This is a genomic window from Arthrobacter rhizophilus, from assembly GCF_026241105.1.
GTDB lineage: Bacteria > Actinomycetota > Actinomycetes > Actinomycetales > Micrococcaceae > Arthrobacter.
Window position 1 is genome coordinate 1 of the sequence record NZ_JAPFFT010000027.1, and the last position, 11,870, is coordinate 11,870.

Genomic DNA, 11,870 nt, shown 5'->3' on the forward strand with positions numbered 1-11,870 from the left:
CGGGCACTCTGAGGAAATGACCTGACCATAAAACGCTCCATCAATCAGAGCGTTGCTACGACCATATGACTTTGCCGCCGTTTAACGACAACAACTGCGAGTTAGTTGGGGATCCCGGACGCTAAGGTTCCCGGACCAAGGCAGGCTGGCCGGCTTCGAAATACTCCACGAGGTCCTGTGGCAGGGCCGGAATTTCGAGTGCGGAACCGTCGCCGCGCAACGACTCTGTGGCCAGGACGCCGGCCGCGACCGCTTGGCGGGCCGCAATCGGGTTGGTCTGGGTCTGCCCGCCCTCTGCCGCGAAGCGGAGGAATTCGGCGATCAGGCGTGGATCGGCGCCGCCGTGGCCGCCTTCGCCGTCCCGGATCACGATCATGTCATCCGGCTCCGCGAAACCCTTCGTCCGTGTGGTCCAGACCTTGATCAGTTCGCCGGGACCATCACCGAAGTTCTCGATCCTACCCTTCGTCCCGATCACGGTGTAGTTCCGCCAGTAATCCGGCGTGAAATGGCACTGCTGGTAGGACGCCAACACACCGTTGTCGAGGACCATGTTCATCATGGAAATATCCTCGACATCGATTGTCTCCGCGAGGTCCTTCTGCTCGGTGGGCGGCCAGTTGTCGATCGAAAACCAGTCACCCATGCGCTTGCCGCTGTTGTCGCTGCGACTGGACACCGAGCCATAGACCGCCAAATCCCCGACGGCCGACACGCGCCTGGTGTACCCCTTGGCGAGCCAGTGGATGACGTCGATGTCATGCGCCCCCTTCTGCAGCAAAAGCGAAGTGACGTTCTTGCGCTCGGAGTGCCAGTCCTTGAAGTAGTAGTCTCCGCCGTGGCCCACGAAGTGTCGGCACCACACGGCCTTGACCTCGCCGATCCGGCCTTCCTCAATGAGCTCGCGCATTTGGACCACCACGGGCATGTGCCGCATGTTGTGGCCGACGTAGAGCCTGGTGCCGGTGTCGTGGGCGGCCCGGAGGATCCGGTCCGCGGCCTCGATGGTGACATCAAGGGGCTTCTCGCAGAAAGTCGGGATTCCTGCCTTGAGGGTACGGACCGCGACGGCGGCGTGCTGGTTGTCCGGAGTCAGGACCAGGACAGCGTCGATGCCGCTGTCCAGGAGCTCCCCGAGATCGGCCGTAACGCGGGCCGTGGGGATCCTTTCGGCCGCATCCGCGCGGCCACGTTCGCTGGTGTCGCACACGATGGTGACTTCCGAGCCTTGGCCCGGATTGTGCGCGTGGCGCCACAGCCCCGAGCGCAGGCCGAATCCCACCAAGCCAATCTTCATGTCAACCGTTTCCATTTGCGGGTGAATCCTTCTGTTGGTTCTCAAAAAAGTCGTGTTGTGGAAGTTCGATGCGGTGCCGATTCCCGCACGAACAGGTGCCAAGGGAAGTCCATGACCGCAGGACCGGACGCCGCCCCGCCACGGGAAGCACCGCCGTCGACGGCTCGTTTCAGGAGGAGGCGCGCAATCCGGTCGAAGAAGTCCACCGGACCCACTGTGCTGAGTGAAGGCGACATCCGCTCGCCCTCAATGGTGTTGCCGACACCGATGATGTCCACGTCCCGGCCGACGGTCAGTCCAAGGCGCTGTGCGGCGTTGATGGCACTGACGGCGGCAAAGTCCGTCACCGCATAAACCGCGGTGGGCCTGTCCTTCAGGCTCAGCAGGCGCATGGTAGCGGCATAGGCACCGAGCGTGGTGCCGTCGAAGATTCCCACATAGTCCTCGTTCAGGGGGATACCGGCCTCTTCCAGCGCCGAGGTGTAGGCGCGGTACCGCGGGCCGCCCAAGGGCCGCCCGGCACCCGCGGGCACCAGGCACGCCACCTCGCGGTGGCCGTTCAGGAGATGCTCCACGGCAAGCTTGCAGCCGGGACCGGCAACGGATCGAATGACGTCGAAACCGGCAGGCTCGAGGACCTCGTCGAAAACCACCAGGGTGGTGCCGCGTCCGGCCAGTTCCTCGAGGACGTCCCGGTCTTGTTCGCGCACGGCGTCCACGAACACTGCGTCGGCGTCGTGGCTTTGCAGGACCCGGGCCCAATCTGCGTCGCCGAGGATCAGGGGGGTGATGCCCAGGGGGGCGGCGGCTCGCTGCACTGCTTCGATCACCGACAAGGACCACGGATCGGAGAGCATTGTCAGGGAGAGGATGACCGTGTTAGTCCGTCCGGTGCGGATGGCCCGGGCCGCCTGGTTGGGGTGGTAGCCGAGCCGTTCAGCGGCGGACTTCACCCTCTCCACGGTGGAATCGGACACGCCGGGTCCCCCCTCGCCCCTGCGTCCCGACATCACATAGGACACCGTGGCCGTGGATACCCCTGCTTCTGCCCCAACCTGGCGTTTGGGGGGCCGCACGCCGGCGCCGGGGGCCTTGACCATGCCTCCCCTTCGGCGGGGGGGGCGGCCCGCGGGCCGCCACCGCTGGCGATCGTTCTAGAAGTGTGGCCCCGTCAGGCGCCGAAGACGGGGACATCGGACGGCAACGCCGCCTGGTACTCGTCACGGATCTTGTCGCCGCCGTCGGACTTCCAGCGCTTCAGCGCGTCCTTCAATTCGTCCATCTTGGCGCGTCCGGTGATGATGTCCACCACCTTGTCCCGGAATGGCGCCTGGATTTTCGCCCCGACCTTGGAGTTGGTGTCCGAGTAAGTGCCGTTGGTCGGATTGCGCCACGCCAGGTCCAGGAGTTTCTGTTCCTGCTGGATGATGTACTTGGTGTCCTCGTCGAAGCCCGGATTGAAGATGACGTTCTCGGGGCTCGACATGATGTTCAAGGCCGAGGCGAGTCCGGGGATGTTCGTATTTCCGGACTCGGTCATCTGCGGGCTGCCCTTCTGGTCCAGGGTGTAGTCCTTGCCGAGCTCGCCGTAGTTCTTCTGCATGTACTCGACCGTGCCGAACGGGGCGGACAAGTAGTTGATCAGGGACAGCAGTTCGCGGATCTTGCTTTCGTCTGCCTTCTTGAATGGCGTGAATCCGACTGTGCCGTAGCCCATGTCGTATGTCGGCTTGGCTTTTCCGTCCGCACTGAACGGCACCAGCATGTCGAACTTCGCCGTTTCGCTCAGGGCCCGGTACTGGCGCATGCCGTGCGGACCGACGATGACCTGCGCGCCAACTGTGCCGTTGACCACGCGATTGCGGATGTCCGTGGCTTTCGTGTCCGGGTAGAAGACTCCGGCGGCAAACATCTTCGCAGTGAACTCGACGCCTGCCGCGTAGGCATCCGTTTCATACAGGTGTTTCAGGGTCCGGTCCTTGCCCACGGCCCAACCGTTCGGGGCGCCGAACCACTCGGTGACCATGTGCAGGGCATTGATGTACGCGGGTTCAAGGGCGTAACGCTGCTCCCCCGGACGCGTGATTTCCTTGGCCTTCGCCAGGAAATCCTCGGCATTGCTCGCGTTGAATCCGCCCACTTTGTCCCACGTTGCGTGGTTGCCGAGGTAGACCTGGCCGAAGGGAGTGCTCGGGATCGGAGCACCCCAGATCTTGCCGTTCACGACGGCGGTCTTCCAGGAGTCAGGCTTGAGCGCCGCAAGGTTGGGGTACTCAAGCACCGCGTCGCCGGACAGGTACTTGGTGAGGTCCTGGAACTTGGCTTCGAGCATGGGACCGACATTGGGGATGCCCTGGTTCGGCGGAACCCACATCATGTCCGGGAGATCGTTGCTGGCCAGGACGGTGGCGAACTTGGCGGGGTAGCCGTCACCGATGTCCTCGGCAATCTGCAGCTCCAGGTCTCCGCCGAGCTTGGCATTGAGGCGTTGCCAGAAGGCGTTGTCCTTCATGCCCGGGCTCATCGTGTCGAAGGTCTCCGTCAAGCCGGTGACCTTGCCCTTGAGCGGGGCCGAAGTGACGGATTGCACCGGTGTGGGGAGCTTGAAGTAGGCCGACTGCAAGCCCTTGGCGTTGCCGGGGAGGTCCGGGGTCAGGCCGGTGAACTCTTTGTACGTCGGCAGTTTGACGGAAGCAGAGGCGGCGGCGCCCCCGTTTCCGGCCCCGCCGGCTCCTCCGCCACAAGCGGCGAGCCCTACGGTAGCGACGGTCAACCCGGCGAGGCCGAGGAATCCGCGCCGGCTGACGCCGGAAGTGCCTGGGATGGTACTGGTCATGGCAGAACCCTTTCTGGGGTGGTGTGGGTGGTGCAGTGTGATGTTTGGCGCGTGGAGGCGTGGTGTTCGGCGGGCTGGGGCCTGGCGCTAAGCGGGCTGGCGCGTGGCGTGCAGCGCTAGCCCTTGACCGCGCCGGTAATGACGCCCTTGGCGAAGTGCTTCTGCAGGAACGGGTAGATCATGAGGATGGGGACCAGTGCCACCACCACTACGGCCATTTGGATTGATTGCGGTGGCGGCGCTGTGGTGATTCCCAGCTGGTCCGCGGCGCCGCTGCCCTGCACGACGAAGTTGCGCAGGAGCAACTGGATAGGCCACTTGCTGTGATCGTTGATGTAGAGCAGCGCGTTGAAGAATGAGTTCCAGAAACCCACCGCATAGAACAGCCCGACGACGGCGATCACGGCTTTGGACAGCGGCATCACGATGCGCCACAGGATTTGCCAGTCGGTGGCGCCGTCGATCCGCGCACTCTCGATCAGTTCACCGGGGATGTTCATGAAGAAGGACCTCATGACCACGAAGTTGAAGGCCCCGAAAATGCCGGGCAGGATCAGCGACCACAAGGAATCCAAGAGGTTCAGCTGGCGGATCATCAGGAACGACGGGATGAGCCCGGGGGCAAAAAGCAGCGTGAACAGCACCGCGAGCATCACCGGCCGGCCAAACAGCACGGTTCGGCTGGTGGCGTAGGCCATGGTGATGGTGACGAAAAGCGCCAGGACTGTGCCAATAGCGGTGACAAACAGGGACACCCCGAGTGACTGGATGACCATGGGGCCCTTGAAGATGGTGACGTAGGCGTCCAGGGTTGGCCGCTCAGGCCACAGGACGAATCCACCCGCACGCATGAGCTGATCGTTGTCCGCCAAGGAAGTGGATACGACCAACAGAATGGGCGTCAGGATGGAGACGCTGAAGACAATCAGGACCAGGGCCTTGATGGTTTGGTAGAGGGGCGAAGGCCGCTCTTTCCAGACGGGCCGCTTGGGGTTGTAGCTCAGTTCCTTGACCTTGCGGGCGGCAAGGGTCTTTGTGGCGGTCAGTGTGGTTGCCATAGTGTTCTCCTCGTGCGAAATCCGGACCAGCGGGGAATAGCCCGGGCTAGCCCGCGCGCTTTGCAAAAATTCCGTCTTCGCCGAAGCGGTGGGCGAGCTTGTTGGCGGCATAGATCAGCAGGGCGCTGACCACTCCTTTGGCCAGTCCGGCGGCTGCGCCGGAACTCCATCCGCCGCCGATGACGCCGGTGTAATACGTGAAGGTGTCCAGGACTTCCGCGGCTCCCGCCCCGACTGCGTCGCGCTGGAGGATGAACTGCTCGAAGCCCACCGAAAGGATGTCGCCGATCCGGAGGATGAGCAGCAGGACGATCACAGGACGGAGCCCGGGGAGCGTGATGTGCCACATGCGACGCCAACGGCCTGCGCCGTCGGCCGCTGCCGCCTCATACAGCGAGGAATCGATGCTGGCGAGCGCGGCCAGGAAGATGATCATGGCCCAACCGGCGTCCTTCCAGATCATCTGCGCGACCACCAGGACAGGGAAAGACTCGGGGTTGGTCATGAATGGCACGGCTTCCATGCCGAACTGCCGCAAGGTGTTGTTCACAAACCCCGCGCCGCCGAGCATCTGCTGGAAGAAGGCGATGACCAGCACCCAGGAAAGGAAGTGCGGCAGGTAGGCGATGCTCTGGAATACCTTCCGCACCCGGGCGCTCACCAGCGAGTCCACGATCAACGCCAACACCAGGGGCACCGGGAACAGGAAGACCAATTGCCAGGCGGCCAAGTAGAGGGTGTTCCAGAAGGCGTGGACGAAGTCCGGGTTGCCGAACAGATCAACGAAGTTCTGCCAACCTACCCAGAGGCTGTCGCCGATCCCGAGGTAGGGCTGGTAGTCCTGGAAAGCGATCACGTTGCCCAGGATGGGAACGTAGAAGAACAACAGCAGGAACGCGATGCCTGGAACCATCATCAGGAGCATCTGCTTGTCGCGGCGCAGGCGGGACCTGAAAGACTGCGCAGTCGGAACGGGAGGCTTACTCCGCGTCAGCCTGCCTATGCTCAGCCGCTTCCCTTCGGCATGGGCCGGGACGCGGTCTGCCTCCGGCAGCGCCGGGGCTTCTTCCGTCGTCGAGTTCATGCGTTCTCCTCTTGTCTTGGTGGCGCGTGGTGTCTGGTGGCGCCTGGTGGATTCGCTGGGAACCGGGGCAACGTTTTGGATGGCCATGTGATGGCGACCACGCTCGTTAACCGTTTAACAAACCATAAGTGACGCCCATCTCTTTTGCAAGATCATGATTGAAACTTGACCGGAAGATCAGATTTCGTCACCGGACGCGAGAATTGCGGACACGGCCGCGTGCGCGACAGAACCAAGAGAAAGCGTCCCAGCGGGACTCTGCTCCCGGCGTCGTCGTGGAAAAGTTGCTGCAGATTTGGCGCGCACGCATGGTGGAGTGCTCGCGGCGGCCGATTCCTAGGCGCTGCCTCCGTAGCCCAGCCGACGTCCGCCGCCATCAAGCATCGCCGGCGCGGTACCTGCAATGATGCGGTTGGCGGTCACTATGGTGCCGCTCTTCGTACCGGAGACTGCAACGGTGTCGCCCGCCTTCAGGTCAGTAGCCTTGATCGTCTGAAGCGATGGCCTCCGGCCTTGCGTACCGGTTCCTGCCGCAGGGAACTTGACGATGCTGGTTGACGATGTGATCGCGTAGTTCTGCGTGAAGCCGTCATCGCTCTTCACGGAAATGTTCGAATCGCTGACCGACTGCACGGCGCCGCGCTGCGTCACCATGGTTGTGAACGTCCCGTCTTTGTTCTTGACCGTGAACTCACCGTGGATTTCCGGGCCTGCGAAGCTGCGCGGCAGCACGGGGAACGGCCGGGCATTGCCGGGCGACGGGATGGCGGGCGACGTTGTTCCGGGCGAAGCCGGGCTGGTAGGCGTCGCGCTCAGCACGTACGAAGGGATGATCTGGCCGGCAGCCCAGACTGCGGCCACACCACCGCCGCTCAGTACGACGGCGACGCCGCCGGCGATGAGGGCCTTACGAAAGACCGGAGTCATGGTGGACATGGCCGAATCCTTTCTCCGCTCCTCCCCGAACCGGTAAGGGGCGGACAGCAAAGAACTGATGACTCCATAATGTGCCTTTAAGCTGTGTGCCTGCTGTGGATCCAGACACAACTAGGTCGCAGTTGTTGTCGTTTTGACGGGGCATAACGACAACAACTGCGACCTAGTTGGGTTGAGACGCGAGGGCCCACGCCGCCTGGGGACTAGCCTTCGACGCCGAGCCTCTCCAGGATCAGCTCGCGCACGCGGGCGGCGTCGGCCTGACCGCGGGTGGCCTTCATGACCCCACCGACGATCGCACCGATGGCCTGAAGCTTGCCGCCGCGGATCTTCTCTGCGACGTCGGGCTGGGCCGCCAGTGCGGCGTCGATCGCTTCCAGCAGGGGACCGTCGTCGGATACGACGGCGAGGCCGCGCTTCTCGACGATCTCGGCCGGGGTGCCCTCGCCGGCGAGGACGCCGTCGAGCACCTGAGAAGCCATCTTGTTGTTGATCTTGCCGCTCTCGACGAGCTTGTTGAGCTCCACGATGGTCTCGGAGGTGACACCGAGCTCAGAGGGATCGACGTCGGCCGTCTTGGCCCGTCCGACGATCTCGCCCATCCACCACTTGCGGGCCACGGAGGCGCTGGCCCCGGCGGCGATGGTTTCCTCGATGGAGTCCATGACGCCGGCGTTCACGACGTCGCGGAACTCGAGGTCCGAATAGCCCCAGTCAGCCTGGAGCCGCTTGCGGCGGGCCGCGGGCGGCTCGGGCAGGGTGGCGCGGAGTTCCTCCACCCATTCACGGGACGCGAGGACTGGAACGAGGTCCGGCTCAGGGAAGTAGCGGTAGTCGTCGGCGTCGGACTTTGCGCGGCCCGACGTCGTCGTGCGCGTGTCCTCGTGCCAGTGGCGCGTTTCCTGGATGACCGGCTGGCCGGAGTCCAGGACGGCAGCGTGGCGCTGGATTTCGTAACGGACGGCGTGCTCGACGGCGCGCAGCGAGTTCACGTTCTTCGTCTCCGAACGGATGCCGAACCGTTCGCGGCCGTGCGGGCGCAGCGAGACGTTGGCGTCGCAACGTACGTTGCCGCGTTCCATCTTGGCGTCGGAAACTCCGAGGTTCTTGACGATCTCGCGGACAGCGGCAACGTAGGCCTTGGCGAGTTCGGGTGCGCGGCTGCCTGCGCCCTCGATCGGCTTGGTGACGATTTCCACCAGCGGAACACCGGAACGGTTGTAGTCCACCAGCGAGTAGTCTGCACCCTGGATGCGGCCCGTCGCGCCGCCCATGTGGGTGAGCTTGCCGGCGTCTTCCTCCATGTGCGCACGCTCGATCTCGACGCGGAACACGGTGCCGTCCGAGAGCTCGATGTCCAGGTAGCCGTCGTACGCGATGGGCTCGTCGTACTGGGACGTCTGGAAGTTCTTCGGGGTGTCCGGGTAGAAGTAGTTCTTCCGGGCGAAGCGGCAGTACTCGGCGATCTTGCAGTTCAGGGCAAGGCCGATCTTGATGGACGATTCCACTGCCGTCTTGTTCAGCACGGGCAGGACGCCGGGCATGCCAAGGTCAACCTCGTTGACGTTGGTGTTCGGCTCGTCGCCGAAGACGTTCGGCGCGGAGGAGAACATCTTGGTCTTGGTGTTGAGCTCCACGTGGACCTCGAAGCCAAGGACGGGATCGTACTTCTCCATGGCCTCTTCGAAGCTGAGGATGGCGTCGGTAGACATCAGTTGGAACCTCCGGCGATGGTGGAGCTGGAACCGAGAACGGGGGCCTGCAGTGCCGGAGCACGGTCCAACAGCGGGCCACCCCACTTCTCTTCGAGCAAGGATTCAAGGACGGCACCCACGCGGTACAGGCGGGCATCCTCGCGGGCAGGAGCCAACAGCTGGATGCCTACCGGCAACCCGTCTTCGTCAGCCAGGCCGCCCGGCAGGGACAAGCCCGGGATACCGGCCATGTTCGCCGGGATGGTAGCGACGTCGTTGAGGTACATGGCGAGCGGATCGTCCAGCTTCTCCCCCAGCTTGAAGGCCGTAGTGGGAGCCGTAGGCGAAATCAGGACGTCGGCCTGGGCGAACGCGGCGTCGAAGTCACGCTGGATGAGCGTACGGACCTTCTGGGCCGAGCCGTAGTAGGCGTCGTAGTAGCCGGCGCTCAAGGCGTAGGTGCCCAAGATGATGCGGCGCTTGACCTCATCGCCGAATCCGGCGGCCCGGGTTGCACCCATGACGCGTTCGATCGTCATGGGACCGTCCTTGGGCAGGACCCGCATACCGTAGCGCACGCCGTCGAACTTGGCCAAGTTGCTGGAGACCTCGGACGGCATGATCAGGTAGTAGGCACCCAACGCGTACTTGAAGTTGGGGCAGGAAACCTCGACGATTTCCGCGCCGGCCCCTTTGAGCAGCTCAAGGGACTCGTTGAAACGGGTCTCGACGCCGGCCTGGTAGCCCTCGCCGTGGAGTTCCTTGATGATGCCGATCTTCATCCCCGTGACATTGCCCGTCTTGGCTGCGGCAACGAGGGTGTCGAAAGGATCCGTCAGGGAGGTCGAGTCGAAGGGATCGTGCCCGCCGATGACTTCCTGCAGGAGGGCCGAGTCCAGCACCGTCCGCGAAACGGGGCCGATCTGGTCCAGCGACGACGCCATTGCGATGGCGCCGTAGCGGGAAACAGCGCCGTAGGTGGGCTTCATGCCAACCGTGCCGGTGACGGCGCCTGGCTGGCGGATGGATCCGCCGGTGTCCGTACCAAGGGCCAACGGTGCTTCGAAAGCTGCGACGGCGGCAGCGGAGCCACCGCCCGAGCCACCGGGAATGCGGTCCAGGTCCCAGGGGTTGCGAGTGGGGCCGTACGCGGAGTGTTCCGTGGAGGAACCCATGGCGAATTCGTCCAGGTTGGTCTTACCCAGAATGGGCATCTTCGCTGCGCGCAGCTTCTTGATGACGGTGGCGTCGTAGGGACTGTGCCAGCCCTCAAGGATCTTGGAGCCGGCCGTGGTGGGCTGGCCGATCGTCACGATGAGGTCCTTGACGGCAATGGGTACGCCGGCGAGTTCGTGCAGCGCTTCAGCCTCGGCACCGCCGGCGGCGCGGATCGCGTCAACCTCGGCGGCGACGGCGAGCGCTTCTTCGGTGTTGACGTGCAAAAACGCATGGATGCCATCAGCCCCGCCGTCTACAAGGGCGATGCGGTCCAGGTAGGCCTGGGTGACCTCGACGGACGTGACCTCGCGCGCGGCCAACTTGGCGGCCAGTTGCGCTGCGGACAGGCGGATGAGTTCGGTGTTGTTCAATTCAGTCATTCGCTTAGTCCTCATCCAGGATTGCCGGAACCTTGAAGCGGCCCTCGAAGGAATCCGGAGCCCCGGACAGCGCCTGCTCAGCGGTAAACGTGTGGCCCACGACGTCCTCACGGAACACATTGTTCAACGGAATCGGGTGGGACGTAGCCGGGACATCGTCTCCGGCCGCTTCGCTGACGGACTTCACCGAATCCACGATGACGGCAAGCTCGCCGGCCATCCTGTCCAGCTCTTCGGCACTCATTTCAATGTGAGCCAGACGCGCAAGATGCGCGACGTCGTCACGGTTGATCGCAGCCATGGATCTCCCCTGCAAAGTTCAAATGGTTTTCCGGACTAGTCTACGTGGGTTGGACGACGAACAACGCGGGGTCACTTATGGCCCATCCGGAGGTCCGGAATAGGCCGTAAGTGACCCCGCGTTGCTGATTGGTTTGGATGCCATGATGCTCACCGCGGCTTCCGACGCCGTGTCCATCAGGACAGCCCTGCGCCGCGGGGCCCTGGCGTATCTGTTGAAACCCTTCACTGCCGAATCACTGTCGCAGCAACTGCGTTCCTATCCCCGATACCGGCGGATCCTCGGCCAGCAGCATGCTCTGGACCAGGAGACCATCGAACGGGCCAAGCGGGCACTCATCGCCGGCGACGTGGCGCCGTCGGGAAAGCCGCGCTCAGCGACGGAAGCGTCCGTGCTGGAGTCCTTGTCGCCGGGGGAACAATACTCCGCGGTAGAGGTTGCGGAACGGGTGGGAGTCTCACGCGCCACGGCGCAACGGTACCTGTCCGCGCTGGCCGACGACGGCGCCGTCGAAATCCAGCTGCGTTACGGCACCACCGGCCGCCCGGAACACCGCTACGGCGTCCCCGCGCGAACCTCACCCAAGTAGGCCCCACCCAACTGACTCGCATTAGATGCCGTTATGAGGCGTCAAAACGACATCTAATGCGAGTCAGTTGGGATGGCTAGGCACTCTTCTGGGCTACCAGTTCGATTTCGACCAGCATCTCCGGGTCGAGGAACGGCAGGACATGGACCAGGGAGAGTGTGGGCCGGATCTCGCCGAAGACCTCGCCGTGCGCGCGGCCTGCTTCTTCCCACTTGGTGATGTCCGTCAGGTACAGCTTGGACTGTACGACGTCCGCGTAGGAGAACCCAGCGTCGGCCAGGACCGCACCCAGCTTTTCGAGGATGTATTTGGTCTGCGAGTAGAAATCATCGCCCACGATGCCATCAGGCCCGGACGCGGCTGTGGCCGAAATGAAGAGGGTGTTGTCCACCTGGACCGCACGTGAGTATCCAAGGGTCTGTTCCCAGACCGAACCCGTGCCGAATGTCTTGCGCATGCCGCGCCTTTCTCAGTTTC

Annotated in this window: 10 protein-coding genes and 1 pseudogene; 1 reads left to right on the top strand and 10 read right to left on the bottom strand. The window is 63.6% G+C overall.

Annotated elements, in window-relative coordinates; all coding sequences use genetic code 11:
* Positions 1-121: 121 nt before the first annotated feature.
* The 9 genes from OOZ51_RS18210 to gatC form a co-directional block, all read right to left on the bottom strand.
* Positions 122-1,312 carry a Gfo/Idh/MocA family protein gene (locus tag OOZ51_RS18210; RefSeq protein ID WP_265981180.1) on the bottom strand — a complete coding sequence of 397 codons (1,191 nt, stop codon included), beginning with the start codon at positions 1,310-1,312 and terminating at the stop codon, positions 122-124.
* 26 nt (positions 1,313-1,338) lie between these two features.
* Positions 1,339-2,397: a LacI family DNA-binding transcriptional regulator gene (locus tag OOZ51_RS18215; protein ID WP_265981181.1), complete on the bottom strand. Its 1,059-nt coding sequence runs from the start codon at positions 2,395-2,397 to the stop codon at positions 1,339-1,341.
* A gap of 71 nt (positions 2,398-2,468) precedes the next feature.
* Positions 2,469-4,133: a type 2 periplasmic-binding domain-containing protein gene (locus OOZ51_RS18220; RefSeq protein WP_265981182.1), complete on the bottom strand. Its 1,665-nt coding sequence runs from the start codon at positions 4,131-4,133 to the stop codon at positions 2,469-2,471.
* Positions 4,134-4,249: 116 nt separating this feature from the next.
* The gene (locus OOZ51_RS18225) at positions 4,250-5,191 is read right to left on the bottom strand and encodes a carbohydrate ABC transporter permease (RefSeq protein ID WP_265981183.1); all 942 of its coding nucleotides are present in this window, start codon (positions 5,189-5,191) and stop codon (positions 4,250-4,252) included.
* A 46-nt stretch (positions 5,192-5,237) separates the two neighbouring features.
* A complete protein-coding gene (locus tag OOZ51_RS18230; RefSeq protein WP_265981184.1) occupies positions 5,238-6,275 on the bottom strand; it encodes an ABC transporter permease in 1,038 nt (345 codons plus the stop codon).
* A gap of 336 nt (positions 6,276-6,611) precedes the next feature.
* A complete protein-coding gene (locus OOZ51_RS18235; protein WP_265981185.1) occupies positions 6,612-7,211 on the bottom strand; it encodes a hypothetical protein in 600 nt (199 codons plus the stop codon).
* Positions 7,212-7,414: 203 nt separating this feature from the next.
* On the bottom strand, positions 7,415-8,923 hold the full coding sequence (gatB, locus tag OOZ51_RS18240) for an Asp-tRNA(Asn)/Glu-tRNA(Gln) amidotransferase subunit GatB (protein WP_265981186.1): 1,509 nt from the start codon (positions 8,921-8,923) through the stop codon (positions 7,415-7,417).
* Positions 8,923-10,503, bottom strand: a complete 1,581-nt coding sequence (gatA, locus tag OOZ51_RS18245) for an Asp-tRNA(Asn)/Glu-tRNA(Gln) amidotransferase subunit GatA (protein ID WP_265981187.1) — start codon at positions 10,501-10,503, stop codon at positions 8,923-8,925. Before gatA ends, gatB begins: the two co-directional genes overlap by 1 nt.
* 4 nt (positions 10,504-10,507) lie before the next feature.
* Positions 10,508-10,804 carry an Asp-tRNA(Asn)/Glu-tRNA(Gln) amidotransferase subunit GatC gene (gatC, locus tag OOZ51_RS18250; protein WP_184736130.1) on the bottom strand — a complete coding sequence of 99 codons (297 nt, stop codon included), beginning with the start codon at positions 10,802-10,804 and terminating at the stop codon, positions 10,508-10,510.
* 136 nt (positions 10,805-10,940) lie between these two features.
* Here gatC and OOZ51_RS18255 point away from each other — a divergent pair.
* A pseudogene (locus tag OOZ51_RS18255) lies at positions 10,941-11,393 on the top strand (helix-turn-helix domain-containing protein); the annotation flags it as partial.
* A gap of 76 nt (positions 11,394-11,469) precedes the next feature.
* Here OOZ51_RS18255 and OOZ51_RS18260 read toward each other — a convergent pair.
* Positions 11,470-11,850: a RidA family protein gene (locus tag OOZ51_RS18260; protein WP_265981188.1), complete on the bottom strand. Its 381-nt coding sequence runs from the start codon at positions 11,848-11,850 to the stop codon at positions 11,470-11,472.
* Between the last annotated feature and the right edge of the window lie 20 nt (positions 11,851-11,870).

What these genes read in the sequence shown, in the direction of transcription:
- OOZ51_RS18215 (WP_265981181.1), bottom strand. Translation starts at nt 2,397, where the DNA reads ATGGTCAAGGCCCCCGGCGCCGGCGTGCGGCCCCCCAAACGCCAGGTT.
- OOZ51_RS18220 (WP_265981182.1), bottom strand. Translation starts at nt 4,133, where the DNA reads ATGACCAGTACCATCCCAGGCACTTCCGGCGTCAGCCGGCGCGGATTC.
- OOZ51_RS18210 (WP_265981180.1), bottom strand. Translation starts at nt 1,312, where the DNA reads ATGGAAACGGTTGACATGAAGATTGGCTTGGTGGGATTCGGCCTGCGC.
- gatA (WP_265981187.1), bottom strand. Translation starts at nt 10,503, where the DNA reads ATGACTGAATTGAACAACACCGAACTCATCCGCCTGTCCGCAGCGCAA.
- OOZ51_RS18260 (WP_265981188.1), bottom strand. Translation starts at nt 11,850, where the DNA reads ATGCGCAAGACATTCGGCACGGGTTCGGTCTGGGAACAGACCCTTGGA.
- OOZ51_RS18225 (WP_265981183.1), bottom strand. Translation starts at nt 5,191, where the DNA reads ATGGCAACCACACTGACCGCCACAAAGACCCTTGCCGCCCGCAAGGTC.
- OOZ51_RS18235 (WP_265981185.1), bottom strand. Translation starts at nt 7,211, where the DNA reads ATGTCCACCATGACTCCGGTCTTTCGTAAGGCCCTCATCGCCGGCGGC.
- OOZ51_RS18230 (WP_265981184.1), bottom strand. Translation starts at nt 6,275, where the DNA reads ATGAACTCGACGACGGAAGAAGCCCCGGCGCTGCCGGAGGCAGACCGC.
- gatB (WP_265981186.1), bottom strand. Translation starts at nt 8,923, where the DNA reads ATGTCTACCGACGCCATCCTCAGCTTCGAAGAGGCCATGGAGAAGTAC.
- gatC (WP_184736130.1), bottom strand. Translation starts at nt 10,804, where the DNA reads ATGGCTGCGATCAACCGTGACGACGTCGCGCATCTTGCGCGTCTGGCT.